An 18,016-nucleotide genomic window follows, 5' to 3' on the forward strand; every position below is an offset into this window, starting at 1 on the left:
TAAAACATGTCTTTTCGAGATTATCTTAGCGAGGGCAGGTCTATTTTTGATAGGCTTTATCCAGACAACAAGATTACGGAGATTGATTACGAAGGTTCAACAATAGTTGTATATACGAAGGATCAGAATTTATTTTCACAGCGTGATGACCTTGCAAGGCAGATTGCCCAGGAATTGCGGAGGAGAATAGCTATAAGGCCTGATCCCAGTATTATGTCTGATGAAAAGGAGGCGGATGCAAAAATTCGTGGAATCATACCATCCGATGCCGGTTTGCAGGACATATATTTTGAGCCCGACACGGGTGAAGCTGTTATAGAAGTGGATGAGCCCACAATAGCAAATCCGGAAATAATAAAATCCATTAAAGCCGAAACTAACTGGTCACCCAGAATAGTCCGGGCTCCGCCAATGTATTCAAGGACTGTAAAAGAAGTCAGGGAATATTTGAGGGATGTTAAAAAGGAAAGAAAGGAATTTCTCCATAACCTTGGAATAAAACTTACAACGCCCCTGATGCCAGGAGAGACATGGATAAGGATAACGGCACTGGGAGGCCATAGGGAAGTAGGGAGGAGCGCCACACTTATATCAACGAATAATTCAAAGGTTCTTGTTGACTGTGGCATGATAAACATAAATGACCCTGAACACCCATGGGAAGAAGCACCATATCTTTACGCACCTGAAATTCAACCATTCACATCGCTGGACGCGGTGGTATTGACACATGCACATCTGGACCACTCTGGATTATTGCCACTATTATTCAAGTATGGGTATACTGGCCCCGTCTATTCCACAGCACCCACAAGGGATCTTGCAGCACTGCTGCAGAACGATTATCTGAAAGTATCACACAGCGAAAACCATAAACTGTCATATGAATCAAAACATGTAAGGGAAGAGCTTAAACATACTATATCGCTTAAATACAACGAAACAGCAGATATAACGCCAGATATAAGGCTGACATTCTACAATGCAGGGCATATACTGGGTTCTGCTGCCGTGCATCTCCATATAGGGGAAGGCCTGTATAATGTGGTGCTCAGCGGTGACCAGAAATACGAGAAAACATGGCTTTTTAATCCTGCAGTTAACCGTTTTCCACGTGTTGAGACACTTATGCTTGAATCAACGTATGCGGGAAGAGATGATTATTCCTATACAAGAAATGAAGCCACAAATACATTAATTGATGTTGTAAACAGGACATTTGACCGTGGTGGTTCTGTCCTTGTCCCGGTTTTCGCTGTAGGGAGAAGCCAGGAGGTAATGCTTGTGCTTGAGGATGCATACAGGAATAAAATGATACCCGAGAATACAAAAGTATACCTGGATGGGATGATAATGGAAGCAACAGCTATACATGCAGCTTATCCGGAATTCCTTAACAGGGACCTGAGGGATCAGATCATGATCAAACGTGAAAATCCATTTCTCAGCCCTATATTCACCAGTGTGGAAACAAGAAAACAGAGGATTGATGTATGTGACTCACCTGAAAGCAAAGTAATACTTGCAACTGCAGGGATGATGAATGGTGGCCCTGTACTGGAATATTTCAAGACATTGTCAGCAGATTCCAGAAATACACTTGCGTTTGTAGGTTACCAGGCTGATGGAACACTGGGCAGAAGAATTCAATCAGGTGCATCCAGCATCACACTTTCTGATGGCGGAAAATCCACTAAATTTGACATAAATATGGCAGTTGAAAACGCAGAGGGTTTCTCAGGGCATTCTACCAAGAGGGAGCTGCTTAATTTCATAGGTGGAATGCAGCCCAGGCCAAACAGGATTCTTGTCAATCATGGAGATGGAAACAAATGCTATGATTTTGCAAGGTTAATCCATACAAAATTTGGCGTAGAGGCAATATCCATGAAAAATCTTGAAACAACAAGGCTATTTTAATTATTTAATTGAAAACACTGCATTATCAATGTTGCAGTTGAAAATTTTTAAAATTATATATTATTTTCAACATAATTTATATATTTATAGATATATGATATATTATTTAATATAGGTTTATATTCATTGGCAAATATTCAATTTAAATACACAAATCTAAATATTTGATTTCCATTGCTATTTATGAAAAGCAGTCTGAAAAAAGATTCCCTTTCTTTGTCCAATGTTATTTTTCAGGGCGTAGCAGGATCTGCCCCTGCAGGAGCTGCTGTTGCAACTTTAACCGGATCCGCAGCATTTGCACTTGGTTCCCTTCCATTGTCAGCAGTAGTAGCATTCATTATAGTATTGATAAATGCGGTAATCATCAATAGGATTTCAAGGCACGTTGCAGGTGCTGGCGGCTATTACGCTTACAGCAGGGAAGGAATTGGAAACTTTGCTGGAATATTTACAGGCTGGATGTATATTATGTACCAGATCATGTCACTGGCCTTTATCGGGCTGAGTGTAGCCATATTCCTTCCAGCCCTCCTTGGAACCGTATTCGGAATTGATATCCCATTCTATTCATGGGTATTGCTTCTGATTCTCATAATGGGATTCGGGTATTTTGTATCATTCTCTGGAGTGCGGAATTCTGTAAGATACGCTATGGTAATGGCTACAATTGAAGTTGTCGTAGTAGCAGCTGTAAGCATTATAATAATAACTGCAAAGCCTTCAATAAACACGGTCTCAGTTTTTACACCGGTATACGCTGTACACGGATTTACCGGAGTAATGCTCGGCGTATTATTTATGTACACTGCATTTTCAGGATTTGGCACTGCAACGCCATTAGGCGAAGAGGCTAAAAACGCAAACGCCGTGATTGGCAGGGGCGTACTTATATCTGCAATAGTGCTTGGCTTATTTTTCACCCTGGTTTCCTATGCATTCACAGTAGGATGGGGGCCAACACGCATGCTTACCTACTCTACTGAACTGGTCCCAGGCATTATACTAGCAAAAAACTATCTGGGGCTTGCCGGAGCAATAGTTATAACTGTTTTATTTGTTAATAGCTTATTTACAGATTCTGTGGTGTTTACCAATTCACTTTCCAGGGTTGTTTTTTCAATGAGCCGGGACAATGTACTTCCTGGAATATTGTCCAGTGTCCATTCCCACAGGCAAACTCCACATGTTGCTGCAGGAGTTATGGTCATTATTTCATTTATAATAGGCGTTATCTCTGTAATAACACTAGGAGGGTTCAATGCTTTCCTGTTCGCTGGAATCGCCGCCACATTAAGTGCCCTGCTGGTCCATATGATTGCCAATGCATCACTGGCGGGAATTTTGCATAAAATGAAGCTGAAAATGAACATTGCAATGGATGTTGTGCTGCCTGCTGTTTCGATAGTAATACTGGCGTTTGTATTTTATGGAAGTTTTATAAGCATTGACAACGTTGTAATAATAGCATCTGTGAGTTTTATAGTATGGGCTATTGCGGGCCTTATATACTCCGCAATATCCAGAAAATATCTAATGCACGTGCAAATAAGCCAGAATTAATTATAAAAATTATTTTATAATATTAAATATTTATAAAAATTATAGGGGCAATGACCCATCAGGCGAAACTTTTTTCCAGTCATCCAGAAATCTGTTTAACCCTTCATCTGTTTTCGGGTGCATGGCTAGTTTCTTTATCACATCATATGGAATTGTTACGGCATCTGCACCCATAAGGGCAGCCCTTAGTACGTGCACTGGATTTCTAATTGATGCAACAAGCACCTCTGTTTTGTATCCATAATTTGTGTATTCAGTTTTAATCTGGTCTATAATAGCCATGCCATCTTCCCCAATGTCATCCAGCCTTCCAACAAATGGAGAAACAAATGCAGCCCCATTTTTTGCAGCAAGCAAAGCCTGTATTGCATTGAATATCAGTGTTGTATTGACCTTTATTTCTTTTTCTTTAAGAATCTTCATAGCTTTCAATCCCTGCAGTGTCATGGGTATTTTTATGACTGCATTGCTTCCCAGCGCATGGAGCTTGAGTGCCTGTTCCACCATATCTTCAGCTTTTTCTGCAACTACTTCCAGGCTAACAGGGCCGTTAACCTCCCTCAATATTTCTGTTGCTATTGCCTTAAAGCTTTTTCCGCCCTTTGAGGCTTTCATGATCAAAGATGGATTTGTTGTAACACCATCAATCAATCCAAATTCATTTGCTTCCTTTATTTCTTCAATGTTTGCTGTATCTATAAATATTTTCATTTAAAATCACCTTTAAAGAATCTGTCTGTCTTTTCTACTATATCGTTTACCCCTATATGAAAATAATCGAACAGTTCCATTCCCTTGCCACTCTTTCCAAAAATATCCGGCATCCCGATCCTCATAACCGGAACCGGGTACTCTTCAGATGTTACCTCTGCTACACGTGAGCCAAGTCCGTTGTATATGGAATGCTCCTCAGCGGTAACTATTTTCCCTGTTTCCCGTGCGGCCTTAATTATTGCGGGGCGGTCTAAAGGTTTTATTGATGACATATTGATTACCCTTGCGTCTATTCCCCTGTTTTTTAGCTGTTCTGCAGCTTTAAGGGCAAATGAAACCATTATGCCATATCCCATAATTGTCACATCAGAGCCATCCCTGAAAGTAACAGATTTCCCTTCTTTGAATTCATAATTCTCATCGTTGAGTACGGGGAATTTTTCCCTGGTAAGCCTGACATAATATGGTGATGTTTTCCTGGCTGCGAGGTAATCTATCACACTGACAGTTTCAATTGAATCTACAGGAACAATAACCTTCATATTTGGCAGCCCGGACATAATGCCAACATCCTCCAGTATCTGGTGTGTTGGGCCATCCTCACCAAGGGAAATGCCTGAATGTGTTACCACAAAATTAACCGGAGCTTCGTTATAGCATATTGACTGGCGTATCACATTGTATGTATTGCTTAGAAATACTGCAAAGGTTGAGGCAAATACAGTTTTTCCAGCAAGCGAAAGGCCTGCTGCTGCAGAAACCATGGACTGCTCCGATATACCCATGTTGAAGAACCTTTCAGGGAACTTTTTCCCGAATACCCCTGTTTTTGTTGACGATGAAAGGTCTGCGTCAAGTACCACAATATCCTTATTTTTTTCACCAAGTGAAGCCAGTTCCTTTCCATAGGCATCCCTCAAGCTTTCCATCCTATCCATCTTTTCCATCATTGTGACCCCTCAATTTCCTTTAATGCCTGTACATATTCTTCCTCATTGGCCGGAGGTGAGCCATGGTATTTCGGGTTATTCTCCATATAACTTACACCTTTGCCTTTAATTGTGTTTGCAACAATAAATAATGGCCTATCCCTTGGTTTCTTTGCATATTCAAGCGCATTGACAACTTCATCCATATTATTTCCGTTTATTGTTATAACTTCCCATCCAAATGGGGCCACCTTTTCAGCAACATTGCCCAGTGGCATTATATCCTCTGTAAATCCGTCGAGCTGTATCATGTTCCGGTCAAGAATAGCGGTAAGGTTGCCCAGATGGTATTTGGAAGCTGCCATCAAAGATTCCCATATATTTCCCTCTTCCATTTCACCATCGCCAAGTATGGCATAAATTTTATTTGTCTTTGAATCAAGCTTGGATGAAAGTGCAAATCCTATCGCAACACCGAGCCCCTGGCCAAGTGAACCTGTTGAGGATTCTACACCAGGTATTCCCCTGTGTACATGCCCTTCGAGCTTTGAATTTACTTTTCTGAAGCCTTCCAGCAATTCCACGGGGAAATAGCCACGGAGAGCGAGGGCAGCATACTCGGCAGGGGATGCATGCCCTTTGCTCATTATAAGAATATCCCTATCCGGCTTGTCTGGTTTTTCAGGGTCTATATTCATTTCCTTAAAATAAAGTGCAGTAATAACATCTGCAATGCTCAAAGAACCCCCTGGATGCCCGCTCTTTGCACTGTAAACCATTTTTATAATTTCCTTTCTGATTTCCCTTGCAGTTGCGTTAAGGTCATTGATGGTATAGCTTTCCATTGATTATCATTATTGTATTAACTATAGGCTTAAAAATCTTTTTAAATATATAAAGCAACAAATTTTTAGAGGTCAATTCATAAAGTCTATTTATATCAGGGATATTACAAATTATGATAAAAGTTGGCAAAGGGTTATATGTTGCAGATACGGCCGTAATAATAGGGAATGTAACAGTAGGTGATAATGTTACAATAATGGATTCCGCAGTTATACGGGCAGACCAGAATTCAATAAAAATTGGCGATAACAGCAACATTCAGGACAATGCAACGATACATGTTGACCTTGATTGCGAGACAGTAATAGGAAAAAACGTTTCAGTAGGGCATAACGCTATTGTGCATGGTGCTATTGTAGATGACGATGTCCTGGTAGGTATGGGAGCAATAGTGTTGAATAAGGCGCACCTGAGGCCCGGAACAGTGGTTGCTGCCGGCACTGTGATACCTGAGAACTTTGAGTCCGATGGGAATTGCATGATAGCAGGAGTGCCTGGAAAGGTTAAAAGGACAGGTGAACAGTATTTTACAATGGCTCATCTTAATTCTCTTGAATATTTGAAGCTAAACAAAGATTTCAGGGAAGGAAAATACGAAATTATGAAAGGAAATAGGCATGAATAAATACGTGGAAGGGCTAATATCAGCAATTTCTTTTTTCACAATAATACCATTAGGGGGAAACTATAAAATAACCGGCTATACCATGTATTTTTTCACCTTCACGGGGCTTATTGTTGGATTGATAGCAGGCATTCCATACCTGGTTCTAAGGCCGTATAATTCCCTTATAGCGTCCACGGTTTCAGTTGCTATTATTATCCTCTTATACGGATTCAACCATCTTGATTCCATAATGGACTTTGGTGATTCCATCATGGTAAGGGGCAAAGAGGAAAAACAACGTGTTATAAAGGATAGATATACGGGCTCCGGCGGCATTGGCATGTTATTTATTATATATATTCCTGCCATCGCATTTCTCACTTATTTTAAGCCGGTTACAGGTTTTTTCATAATTATTGCGGGGGAAATGGCATCGAAATACGCCACATTATTTTCCATGTACAGGGCCAAAGCATTCGGTGAAGGACTCGGGAAAATGTTCATTGATAAGGTAAGCGCAAATGCAATAGTTTTGAATGTAATCCCTTTGCTGCTTGCATTCGCATTTAATCTCTATAATATAGCAATAATTGCCGCTCTGATATTTTTATCATATTTCATGAGGTCTGCAATGGAAAAACATTACGGGGGGTTAAATGGTGATCTGGCCGGCAGCATTGGGGAAATATCCCGCCTGCTTTTCTATGCCATAACCTTTGTATTTATAGCCTTAAAATTAAACCTATTTCTTCTTTAGCTTTATGGAAAGCATCTGGTCATATTTCAGGGTATATTTGATTTTTTTATTCCTTATCTCATGTGCAACTTTTTCTGTAAGCTCCTCTATTTCCTCTGAAATAATGTTCCTGTAGATTGTCAATTCTTTTCTATCCTGTGGGAATATCATTTTAAACCTTGTATTTTCCCTTCTGTACCCGAAAGGTTTTTTATTTTTCCTTATCTCTTCCATATTCAATTCCAGCAGGATATCATCAAATTGCTTCTCCTCCTGGTTTAATTTTGATTCACTTTCAACGATTTCCCACATATCAGGAAAGTATTTTTCCAGATCCTTCCACTGGAAATTTTCATCAAATATAATATGGCCACTATAATTTTTCACCATTGCCAATATATAGATAATACATTAAGTTTTTCTTTGAACTTAGAAATGATTATATTTTATTGTGCTATAGTGTATAGAATGGTTAACAGGATTAAAGTTATAAATGATGTCGGTGAGCTGGTTACCATATTCCATGCGGCTGATACCGATGTAAAACGAAAGTTACTCCTTGACCTTTCTACCGGCTGGGTAACAATGCCACAGATAGATGAAAGGTATGGCGTTGAAGGCAAAAAATCACTTCATTACCTGGATAAAATAAGAATGATAGAGAGCCAGTGGATAACAGGAAACAAGGGTCCGGAAAAGGCATACCATACTTATTATACAAATGTTCAGATCAATCTTATAGGTTCTATGGCTGACCTTTCAGACATAATATTTGCTACCACATTAAACGATGAGCAACTTCAGTCCTATGAAGAAAAGATTATAGCAATGATGGCAAATGGCGGAGTGTTTGTAGGTGATGTTGCGGACTCATTAAAAATATCACAGACACTTTTAAAGGGAATTGTGAATAGATCCTCCGTGCTCACAATTAAGGGCTATAGAATAGAGATGGAAAACGGCGCATGATCACAGTAATCAGGATAGGGCACAGGCCATTCAGGGACAAGAGGATTACAACCCATGTGGCACTGGTGTCCAGAGCTTTTGGAGCTGACCGCATACTTGTGGATGAGAAAGATGAAACACTTGAATCCACTGTCAATAGGGTAACAGAAAATTTTGGCGGGAATTTTTCCATAAAAACAGGAATTAACTGGAAAAAGGAATTCAAAGATTTTAATGGAGTAAAGGTAAACCTTTCCATGTACGGAATAAATGTTGATGACCGGATAGATGCAATAAGAGAATCAGCAAAGGGAAAGGACGTTATAATTTTAGTTGGTGCAGAGAAGGTTCCAATCGATGCGTATAATATTGCTGATTATAACATTGCAATTGCAAATCAGCCACACAGTGAAGTTTCTGCCCTCGCTATATTTCTTGACCGTTTTTATGAGGGCAAGGAACTGGAAAAAAAATATGAGGGAAAAATGAATGTTATCCCCATGGACAATGGAAAAATGGTAAAATTTATTCCTGATGAACAGCAATGCATGAAACTACTTTATGGGGAAAAGGCAGATGAAAGGATTATAGAGCATGTAACAACCGTCTATAAGCTGGCAATGGCTATTGGCAAATATGCCGGCGCAAATATGGAGTTAATCCGCGCAGGTGCATTGCTCCATGATATAGGCAGGACAAAAACCAATGGAATCGGGCATGCAGTAGCCGGTGCTGACATTCTCAGAGAAAAAAACATAGATGAGGCTATTGTCAGGATTGTGGAAAAACACACAGGGGCGGGTATCCTACCTGATGAGGCTAAAAAACTGGGGCTTCCTGATAGAAACTACATCCAGGAGACCCTGGAAGAAAAAATAGTTGCCCAGGCAGATAACCTGGTATCCGGGAAGAAAATAGTAACTCTGTCAGATACAGTAAACAGCTACCATCTCAAGGGGCTTGATGAACCTGCTGAGAGAATTAAAAAATTGCATATGGAACTTTCATCTATCTGTGGGAAGGATCTGGATATTATAGGCAAAGAAGTTATAATGGAAATGAATTAATTATTCCTCGTCCTTACTTTTGCTGGATATAAGAAATCTGCATGCGCTGTATCCATTTACCTGCCTGTGCGTAGATTTTACATTTGCATCTAAAACCTGTGAAAACATCTTTGTTTCCATGGAGCATGCAATACCAAAGTTTTTTGAAATAGAAAGTATAGGGCAGTTATACTCTATTAACTCAAAATTTCCCTGGGCTCTTTTAACCTCCGGATAATAATCCGCATTTCTCCTGAGTATAGCAAGCTCATTTACCTTTTCATCAAGATTTTTTCCCCTCATGGCACCGGTATATTCAGATCTAACTTTTGAATACCTGTCCTTTAGAAATTCTTCGAGAAGTTTTTCATTGCCGGTAGTTTTTATAAAATCCATGAAATCATTTAGCATTGAATCAGAACTGTTTCCCAGCTTATTGTTTGATACTGGCAAAGCATAAAATATAAAAGAAGGCCTTCCTACCTTTTTCTTTACTATTTTCCTGGCCACGGCTCCCTGCTGTTCAAGAGCAGAAATATGATTAAGGACTGCCATTTTTGATATGCTCATTTTTTCGGCCAGTTCATCAAGGGTCAGGCCCGGAAATTCTTTCAATAAAAGTATTATTTTTACCGGTGTTGGATATTCTTCCATGGAAATGAATCCAGTTATAATATAAATATATATCTATTTTACTTTATAAAGTTTATAAATTATTATCCATATATAATATGCTTGCGTATCTAATATTATGGCACCATTAGATCCACGTGATATTGGAATTTATAATGATAGAAAGAAGTCCGAAATAGATGTGTATATCGATAGGGAATGGAATGGAGACAGATCCTGGCTTTATAAGAAGCATAATTATGAACAGAAACGCCATAGGACACACCGTTACTGTATCCGGAAAATATTAGTATCCATAAAATCCATATTCGGGAAAGCCTGACTGGGGACATGGAACGTTTCATGCACAATTTATTAGACAGAATTTAAATGGGTGTGCTAAATTATGTGGTTTACATTCGACTTATTGAAATTATGTGATATGGGCTACAACATAACTGGAGGCAAAATAAAATATATTATTGCCCGGAGGTTTTTTTATAAGATGAAATCTTCTTTTTAATGCTTAAATTCATACGCTTTAAGAATGCATTGTTAATTGCTAAATATAATACAGAAACTACGAGGCTGCTCATGGCAATTAAAAGCCAGAATGTAGCCGTTGCACTTTCGTAATATGATAGCATATACAATCCGACTATTGAACCTGAAAATGAACCAAAGCTTATGAATAAATTATATATCCCTATGTAAGTTCCCTTCATGTTGTTTGGGGCAATGGAAGTTATTATTGTCTGTGTTGTAGGTGCAACAAAATCTTCACCGACAGTCATAATCCCCATGGATAAAAGGAAATAGTCTATGTTTTTTGAAAACATAAGAACTATAAAACCCAGAAAATAGAATAGCATGCCCACTGACCGGAACAATACGGGCCTTGTTTCCCTGTTCATTAGTTTGAAAATGGGATACTGCAATAAAACTACGAGAATGCCGTTCAGTGAGTAAATATAAGCCAAATAAAGTATTGGCAACCCCTCAAAGTCAAATGCATACAGTGTTAATGATGCCCCTCTTTGCCTTAAAACAAAGGCCATGATAATGCCTATAATTATAAATAAAATAAAAAACCTGTCCTTATATGCCAGTTTGATGTCATTCTTTGTTAAATATTCTATTTTAGACGGGAAATAGGTTTCTTTAACGTTGAAATATAATATTATTATTTCTATGAACGTTGCTATACCTGCCATTAGGAATATGTATTGAAAGCCGTAAACAGATAAAATAGCACCGAGTATAGGCCCTATAGCCGCACCGGCATTTGCCATGACCCTTATTTCAGTATAGCCCGATAATCTCTGCTTCAGGGATGTGACATCAGCTATTGAAGCCTGTATAGCGGGATATTGCAATGCATTTATGGCAATTGTTGAATAGAACAGCCCTATCAATAACATGACAGGAAGCCTGTAAAGTACGGTAAAATACATAGATATATACAACAATCCTGCGGGGACAGGGATTAATATTAAAAATACTCTCCGCCCAATTCTATCGGTCAATATTCCGGAATAATACTGTATTGCAGACATCAATAAAATTGCAACGCCCAAAACTATTCCAGTTTCTATAAATGATATGTGGTATATAAAAACAAATATTAAAGGCAGGAATATGAAGGAAGATACCCTGCCCGATGCACGTATTAGCCTTGTGAGGCCCAGATAGAACACCCTTCTATCCAATTATTACACCCCGGATTGAATTACATAGTAAATCCTGATGAAATTGCGGGCTACGGGAGAAGTAGAAAGAAACATATTATGCTTTATAATTTACCAGTATATTATTTTTTACTTGATTTTTAATATGTGTAAAGGATTGTTTTTCCAGAGGATGGCTAACATATAATTTTTAGTGGACATGCCTGCATAAAATCAATAGAAATGGTATATGCCAGAATGTAAGTAATTCCAATCTAAACAAACAGGAAAATTATATGATAGTGTTGAATGGAAGTACTTTAATATTAAACTAAAAAACTGTTAGAAATTAAGTGTGACATAGCTTCCGCTCTCCAATTATCAACAAAGATGTGCCAATGTGTTAATTCGATAAAATTTATATTTTACCCCTGCATGTTTGTCATATGTCTGGAAAATACCTTATAATAATATCTTCTGGTCTTGACCAGAAAGGGAAGATGATTGTTGGGCTAAATTTTGCAAAGAACATTTACAGGAAAAAACTGGCAGAAGATGTTAAAGTCGTATTCTTTGGGCCAAGCGAAGAGTCTCTGGCAAAGCATGATCCTGATGTTGACACCCTCTTAAAAATACTGAGAGATATGAACGTTATACAGATTGCCTGCAGTGGATATGCTGTTGCCAAGAATGTAAGTGAAGATATATCAAAAATAGGAATGAAGCTGGAAGACGTTTCTGATACTATTACTAATTTTGCGGATCAGGGTTATAGAATAATAACATTCTGATCTTCAGAGGGCGCAACTTCAGTGGTGCGGTATCGCTTCCCGTTAAGGAAAATTTTATTTTACGATCCAATCCGCAGGGAAGCCCATGATTTTTGCAGTAAATCAAACCGGGAATGCTAAACAAGGCCTTTGAAGAAATTCGTGGATAAGCATAACTTAAAAAATAGTAAACTTTTATGAATGGGCTCTTAATTCCAGGGAATATACACTCTAAAAATTTTTTTTTAATAACCTGTACACAAATTCCAGCTTCGTTGAATTTGCGTGATGGAGTTAAATGGTACGATATGCGGAGAGAATGCTTTTATAAGAAACTTTTTATTATTGTTTATTATCTTTAAATGATGAAAATTCAATATGATATCGTAGCCGACACTTTATATATATACCTAACTAATTTAAAAATTGTTGACACCATTCCTGATAATAAAAATGAGAATATTTTTTTGATGTATCAAAATATGGAAAAATAGTAGGCATAGAAATTTTAAATGCGAGTCTTACGGATCTTAAATCGGTTAAAAATCGATTAAAACATTATAAAATAAATATACCGGAACTCAGAATTTTTGGCACAATAAAAACATTGGATTAAATATGATAATATTATCATCGCACGCATCGGACAGAATTAAAGAAAGGTCAATAAAAACGAGTGAAATTGAAACAACCATTATTGCTCCGAACAAATCAATAAAGGAAGATTTTGAATTGAACACATGCCTTAATTAAAGGTCTCTACTCATCCTTACAGTTATCCTGGAACTTGCAACTCTAAATAGTTTTATATCGTCAGTTATTAGGCCATAGCCTTTTTCTATTGCAGATACAAGAAATGACGAATCATAGAATGTTAGGCCCTCCTTCAAGGCAAGGGACAATACAGAAGACCATGTCGGAATAACCTGTTCTATAGAATTAATCAACTCAAATAAAACTGAACCAATATCTTTTGCTTCTTCCTGTGTTATTGTATTCTTAATATTACTGTTTTTCCATATAACGTTTCCAACTTCATAAACTGCAAGAGGTATAGTTGCATTATCCATGATTTCCGTATACTTGCCCCGCTGGAACAGGTTAAATATTGAAGAGGTATCTAATATATTCATCTGTCCCTATCCTCTCTGATATCTTTTACTAATTCATCCATTTTTAATTTCGATAAAGTGGGTGCTATTTTTTTCATTTTTTCCATCAGTTCGTTATTCCTGTACTTTTTAATTTCATAGTGTATGGCTTTTCTAATAAGCTCAGTCGGGTTTATACCAAGTTTTCTTAATTCTTCCCTATCTTCTTCGGTAATTTTCGCGGATAGTGTTGTATACTTAGACATACGGCAATATATACTACACATATTTATAAATTATTGTAATACGTATATAACTACAACATTTCATCGGATAAAAATAGTCCAGAATAACCATGCGGCCAAAGCCTGTGTATCATGCATATGACCATATAAAATTGAAGTTGTTTTCTGTTTTGAAGTCTTCTCTGAATGATTGCGATTTTTGTTTTTATCATAAACAGGTAACTCTGTTTAATCGTATGTTAACTTCAGCAAAAAATTGTAATATTCCCTTCCATTAATGGCCATAAAAACTTAAGCGACCCATTTTCCATTGTAATAATCTAAAGTAATAGCAAGATTATAGATATATGCCAACCATAAAAACATTCAATGCTTTGAAGTTATACCCCGATAGTACTTAATGAGAAACCAATATAAAAGGAAGATTTGCGTTCAAATCCTGGTAGGCCATACCCGCATTGAGACCACAACAAGGTATACTCACTTAACACAAAAAGAGGTTGGAGAAGCTGTAAAAGAAAGTGTTGAGGCCTTATTTCGCCTCAATCGGCAAATGACGGATTTTGAGTGGGAGCAGTTGGGGGCTGACCCTAATGTAGTGGAAGCACTGGGATTTGAGCGTTTTAGTATGATAGCTCCCATTTACCATTACAAACGGAATGTTATGAGGTTTATTCGTTCGGTTAAAAGAAGGTACTTGAAATCATTAATTAATATGTTTAATGCCAAGCCTATTAGGCTCATACATGGAAATGACTATTTTTTAAAATATATGGCAAATGTGGAGAGGTAATAACATGGATAAATTATTTTTTAAAAGTCATACGGAAATGTACATTTCGAGCTATAAGTTATTTAGAGTTCAATTGAGGGAATGCACGAGAGCTGGCAAGTTTAAGAATTTTAACATATTTACTCTTGAGAGCAATCATGCTAACTTATTAACTGATATTGCAAATAAAATATTGCCCACTTACATAAACAACAAATCAGGAACCGGTGTTAGGATCAATATAGCTAGTGGAAAATACGTATTCTTTGCAACGTTAATTTATATGTACATTCTTACGTTTATTCGTAAGTGCATATGCCAACCGTTTAAACTATTAAGAATACGGGGTTTTAAATTTCAATGTACATCGAAATTATTCTACAGGTATTTGCAGAGCCTCTATTTTTTTGTGTTTATTAATATGTATGTTTAAAATATTTATTTTATTTATATTATTTATTATTATAAATTAATTAAAAAGAATAATTAAATTGAAAAGGTGAAAAAATGGACAAAAGATACAGAACTCCGGGTAGACCCTCTTTAGGAAAAGAGAAAAAGCCATCGAGGCATATAATATCAGATAATGATATAGAGATATTTCTACATGACCATCCTGAAATCAATGCTTCGGAGGTATTCCAGGATACAATTCATTCAATGATGCCACATGGACCTGATGAAATAAGGCTTGAGGCTTTGAATAAGAGAAAAAGCGAAATAGAAATAGAACTAAATGAGATCATGCCGGAAATAAAGAGGCTTAAGGAACGAATCAGCTCTCAGAAGAGAATAAAACTGGAAGCAAACCTTGAATCAGATTATGAAGCATGGTATCTAAGGAGTTTAGTTCAGAGTGATATATTCAGAATAAGCGAAGTAGTGCCGCTGGACATATATTCTACAATTAAAAGATGGATTGAGGAAGGAAAAATAAAACCACATGAAATAATAGAAAAAGAAGATGAAGTTTTTATTTCCAATTCAGCTACTATATTTACCAGACAGAAACTAATTCGGCTGGGATGTTTGAAAGGGATGAAAGTAATACCCGCAAAAAATAAAGAACATATGTCCCCTATGAAAGAGGAATTTGGGGTTTATGGCAGATACAAAATTTCATTTGATTATGAACTGTTTGAGAAAGACTTCTTTGCAGGGAAAATATCCGAGGATTTGCCAGTACAGTTTTTAAGGCATATAAGCCAAAATATTTGACCCTGATATTAAAAGAGAAATAAAGAGGCTTATGATTCCTACCGTATTCTAATCTGGAAGCGGAGGAGCAGATAAACTGAACACGGGATAGGTGAAGTACTAATTTAGGAGGTAAACAATAATCTCGTGTATATGTGAGAATTAAGATCAAGCAAATTGAATGTAAACATATAACATCTGGCATAATTGATGATTTTGTTATCTCTTGATAGTGCCTGATTCCGATTTTCAAGAAATTTTATGCTATTCTTTTCTTTTATCTGTTTATCCAATGTTTTATTGGGGTAAGGCAAACGGGGCATTTATCGAATGTTGCATAGTGCCTGGTTCCGCAGTTTTTGCAAGTAATTGTCCTTTTTGAATATGCAAATATACCTATAACACTGCCAACTATCACTGTACTTATTGATATATACAGGCTGTATGGCACACTATTAGTATGATAAATTTTATGCATTGAAATATACAGGGTCATATTATCACTTAGGTTTACATTATAGGTTTCTTTTGTGTAACCAGCCTTATACATTGTTAAAATATAATGCCCTTTATCCAGTGTGAACGTTGCAACTTTACCATTTTCCGATATATTATTGTCGTTTAACATAACATTCCAATCCGGTTCAGGAGATTTAATTATCAGTGTATATTCAGGAATTTTAATATTGGGCTTTGTAAACTCCAAAAGTGATGAATTGTATAGAATATCAGTATAATTATAATATGGATTGTTGTATCTAATTTTATAAGTTATATTAGCTGTACTATTTGAATAAATTTTGAATGGCAAAGAAACAGTATTATTTTTATGTACATCTAAGCTTGAGTTGTAAAGTATAGTTTTATTGTTTTCTACCAGCACGGAAATTCTGGAGGAGTATGCCATTGATTTTATTGACAAATTTAGTGTGTTATTTTGTCCTGAAATGAGTTTTTTTGGTTTTTCTATTGAATATACTATCATTGGAATCTTTACAGGCACAATTATTTTATCATCTACTATAAATGAGGGCAAGGGAGGTAAAGAAAAGTTGTACTCAAAATTTCCAATATGCAATTGGTAATCTCCGTAGTATGAAACAGAATTGTTTTTTTGCACATCAAAAATTATAAAATTTTTTACACCGTTATTTACGCCAGCCGCTCCATTATTTATTTTATTTGTCATTGAATTTGATGTTTTATTACCATTATCAGGGATTATAGAAGATTTTAAGTTAAAGGTAGATACACCATTAGAAAATACAAATTCAGGATTTTCATAGAAGTATACTGTTGAGTTGATACTATAAAACGGCGAATCCCTATATACATAACCGTTATAATTTGATGAATATGAATAAAATGTAGAATTGACCAGAAATACCGATTTTTTATAGGGATTTAAAATCTGCTGGTATATATAAAATTTTTTCATATTCGTGTGGAAATTAGAAGAATAAGAATCAATAGAGCTATTGTAAATTATCATGTTATAATTATTATATCCAAAGTAACTTTCAGTGTCATTGGATCTGATTAAAATAGTTATATTATGAATTGAGAGATATCCATCTTCCCCCGCAGCTGTATCATTTGCTTCTGGTATTTTCAAAGAAAAAATATTGGTATCATTAAATTCTGATGTATGTATATCTTGTGGTAAACTAATATTAGCTGTATAATTATAATAGCCTGTATAAACAGGAAGAGTTACATTTTTTATAAATTTCCCAAATTCATATAGTTCCAATTCTCCTGTACCATTGTTGTCACCACGAATGTACAAATGCAATGATAAATTCCCAGCAAGGGAATTGTTATAAATATCTGTTTCTTTAAACGGAATATTGCCATATGTGTCATAAGGATATGATTTTCCAAATAATTTTCCACTTGTAAAACAGACTTGTTTAATAGGGTTTGAATAAAATCTTATATTGCTATAATTGAATGCCACTTTATCATGATTAAAGTTAAAAATCATATTTGAATTGTTTTGTATAGTTAAATTGTTAAAAGTTAAATTTGAATTTGTCGCTTTTATCATTCCATTGGAACCAATTGATAAATTATTTATGTTTAATATGCCTTTATTAACAAATATATTTATACTAAAATTTGTGTGTTCTATGCATGAATTGGTTATATCTAACTTACCGTAATCAAAAATAGTTATATTCCGTTGAAATATGATTAAATTCTCATTAGAGATGGAATAATTGGACGTAATTGTAATATTATGGTCCAAATAATATTTTGAGACATTTAAACTTGGATTTTGAATGTTATCAGAACTAGTATGGGAAATATTCACTGGCATCAATACCATAATGAGAGTTATAATTAATGT

Annotated in this window: 20 protein-coding genes; 11 read left to right on the forward strand and 9 right to left on the reverse strand. The window is 36.2% G+C overall.

Features of this window, described 5'->3' with window-relative positions; translation table 11 throughout:
- Positions 1-6 precede the first annotated feature (6 nt).
- Positions 7-1,920 carry a beta-CASP ribonuclease aCPSF1 gene (locus FACI_RS02710; protein WP_009886579.1) on the forward strand — a complete coding sequence of 638 codons (1,914 nt, stop codon included), beginning with the start codon at positions 7-9 and terminating at the stop codon, positions 1,918-1,920.
- A gap of 183 nt (positions 1,921-2,103) precedes the next feature.
- Positions 2,104-3,483: an APC family permease gene (locus tag FACI_RS02715; protein ID WP_009886580.1), complete on the forward strand. Its 1,380-nt coding sequence runs from the start codon at positions 2,104-2,106 to the stop codon at positions 3,481-3,483.
- Positions 3,484-3,522: 39 nt separating this feature from the next.
- Here FACI_RS02715 and fsa read toward each other — a convergent pair whose 3' ends face one another.
- The 3 genes from fsa to FACI_RS02730 are packed head-to-tail and all read right to left on the reverse strand — an operon-like array spanning position 3,523 to position 5,971.
- Positions 3,523-4,194, reverse strand: coding sequence for a fructose-6-phosphate aldolase (gene fsa, locus FACI_RS02720; protein WP_009886581.1), 672 nt, complete (start codon positions 4,192-4,194; stop codon positions 3,523-3,525).
- A complete protein-coding gene (locus FACI_RS02725; RefSeq protein ID WP_019841435.1) occupies positions 4,191-5,144 on the reverse strand; it encodes a transketolase family protein in 954 nt (317 codons plus the stop codon). The genes fsa and FACI_RS02725 overlap by 4 nt, the downstream gene beginning before the upstream one ends.
- Complete coding sequence (locus tag FACI_RS02730; RefSeq protein WP_009886583.1) at positions 5,144-5,971, reverse strand: transketolase; 828 nt, start codon at positions 5,969-5,971, stop codon at positions 5,144-5,146. The genes FACI_RS02725 and FACI_RS02730 overlap by 1 nt, the downstream gene beginning before the upstream one ends.
- Before the next feature lie 113 nt (positions 5,972-6,084).
- Between FACI_RS02730 and FACI_RS02735 the strand changes: the two genes are divergently transcribed.
- A complete protein-coding gene (locus FACI_RS02735) occupies positions 6,085-6,597 on the forward strand; it encodes a gamma carbonic anhydrase family protein (RefSeq protein ID WP_009886584.1) in 513 nt (170 codons plus the stop codon).
- The gene (cobS, locus tag FACI_RS02740; RefSeq protein WP_009886585.1) at positions 6,590-7,336 is read left to right on the forward strand and encodes an adenosylcobinamide-GDP ribazoletransferase; all 747 of its coding nucleotides are present in this window, start codon (positions 6,590-6,592) and stop codon (positions 7,334-7,336) included. The genes FACI_RS02735 and cobS overlap by 8 nt, the downstream gene beginning before the upstream one ends.
- Here cobS and FACI_RS02745 read toward each other — a convergent pair.
- Entirely contained in the window at positions 7,322-7,705 is a 384-nt protein-coding gene (locus tag FACI_RS02745) for a hypothetical protein (RefSeq protein WP_009886586.1), read from the reverse strand. The genes cobS and FACI_RS02745 overlap by 15 nt on opposite strands.
- Before the next feature lie 78 nt (positions 7,706-7,783).
- Here FACI_RS02745 and FACI_RS02750 point away from each other — a divergent pair, with 78 nt between their 5' ends.
- Both FACI_RS02750 and FACI_RS02755 read left to right on the forward strand, forming a co-directional pair.
- Positions 7,784-8,284: an ArsR family transcriptional regulator gene (locus FACI_RS02750; protein ID WP_009886587.1), complete on the forward strand. Its 501-nt coding sequence runs from the start codon at positions 7,784-7,786 to the stop codon at positions 8,282-8,284.
- On the forward strand, positions 8,281-9,330 hold the full coding sequence (locus FACI_RS02755) for a tRNA (cytidine(56)-2'-O)-methyltransferase (protein WP_009886588.1): 1,050 nt from the start codon (positions 8,281-8,283) through the stop codon (positions 9,328-9,330). Before FACI_RS02750 ends, FACI_RS02755 begins: the two co-directional genes overlap by 4 nt.
- Here the strand turns inward: FACI_RS02755 and FACI_RS02760 are convergent, their stop codons facing one another.
- Entirely contained in the window at positions 9,331-9,963 is a 633-nt protein-coding gene (locus FACI_RS02760) for a helix-turn-helix transcriptional regulator (protein ID WP_009886589.1), read from the reverse strand.
- 97 nt (positions 9,964-10,060) lie between these two features.
- Here FACI_RS02760 and FACI_RS02765 point away from each other — a divergent pair, with 97 nt between their 5' ends.
- The gene (locus FACI_RS02765) at positions 10,061-10,264 is read left to right on the forward strand and encodes a hypothetical protein (RefSeq protein WP_009886590.1); all 204 of its coding nucleotides are present in this window, start codon (positions 10,061-10,063) and stop codon (positions 10,262-10,264) included.
- Between the two features lie 136 nt (positions 10,265-10,400).
- On the opposite strand, the gene FACI_RS02770 is transcribed toward FACI_RS02765, so the two are convergent.
- On the reverse strand, positions 10,401-11,630 hold the full coding sequence (locus tag FACI_RS02770) for an MFS transporter (protein ID WP_009886591.1): 1,230 nt from the start codon (positions 11,628-11,630) through the stop codon (positions 10,401-10,403).
- Positions 11,631-12,034: 404 nt separating this feature from the next.
- On the opposite strand from FACI_RS02770, the gene FACI_RS02775 reads away from it, so the two are divergent.
- Both FACI_RS02775 and FACI_RS10460 read left to right on the forward strand, forming a co-directional pair.
- The gene (locus FACI_RS02775) at positions 12,035-12,379 is read left to right on the forward strand and encodes a DsrE family protein (RefSeq protein WP_009886592.1); all 345 of its coding nucleotides are present in this window, start codon (positions 12,035-12,037) and stop codon (positions 12,377-12,379) included.
- Between the two features lie 344 nt (positions 12,380-12,723).
- Complete coding sequence (locus FACI_RS10460; protein WP_187288962.1) at positions 12,724-12,852, forward strand: DUF2283 domain-containing protein; 129 nt, start codon at positions 12,724-12,726, stop codon at positions 12,850-12,852.
- Between the two features lie 255 nt (positions 12,853-13,107).
- Here FACI_RS10460 and FACI_RS02780 read toward each other — a convergent pair whose 3' ends face one another.
- Together FACI_RS02780 and FACI_RS02785 are read right to left on the reverse strand one after the other, a co-directional pair.
- Positions 13,108-13,491, reverse strand: a complete 384-nt coding sequence (locus tag FACI_RS02780; protein ID WP_009886595.1) for a type II toxin-antitoxin system VapC family toxin — start codon at positions 13,489-13,491, stop codon at positions 13,108-13,110.
- The gene (locus FACI_RS02785; RefSeq protein ID WP_009886596.1) at positions 13,488-13,715 is read right to left on the reverse strand and encodes a hypothetical protein; all 228 of its coding nucleotides are present in this window, start codon (positions 13,713-13,715) and stop codon (positions 13,488-13,490) included. Before FACI_RS02785 ends, FACI_RS02780 begins: the two co-directional genes overlap by 4 nt.
- 379 nt (positions 13,716-14,094) lie before the next feature.
- Here FACI_RS02785 and FACI_RS02790 point away from each other — a divergent pair, with 379 nt between their 5' ends.
- A complete protein-coding gene (locus FACI_RS02790) occupies positions 14,095-14,487 on the forward strand; it encodes a hypothetical protein (protein ID WP_009886597.1) in 393 nt (130 codons plus the stop codon).
- 486 nt (positions 14,488-14,973) lie between these two features.
- Positions 14,974-15,684 (forward strand): hypothetical protein, encoded by a 711-nt coding sequence (locus FACI_RS02800; RefSeq protein WP_009886599.1) that lies wholly within the window; start codon positions 14,974-14,976, stop codon positions 15,682-15,684.
- Positions 15,685-15,940: 256 nt separating this feature from the next.
- On the opposite strand, the gene FACI_RS02805 is transcribed toward FACI_RS02800, so the two are convergent.
- The gene (locus FACI_RS02805) at positions 15,941-17,713 is read right to left on the reverse strand and encodes an RING finger protein (RefSeq protein ID WP_148285716.1); all 1,773 of its coding nucleotides are present in this window, start codon (positions 17,711-17,713) and stop codon (positions 15,941-15,943) included.
- Positions 17,714-18,016 lie beyond the last annotated feature (303 nt).

This window comes from Ferroplasma acidarmanus Fer1 (assembly GCF_000152265.2).
Lineage (GTDB): Archaea > Thermoplasmatota > Thermoplasmata > Thermoplasmatales > Thermoplasmataceae > Ferroplasma > Ferroplasma acidiphilum.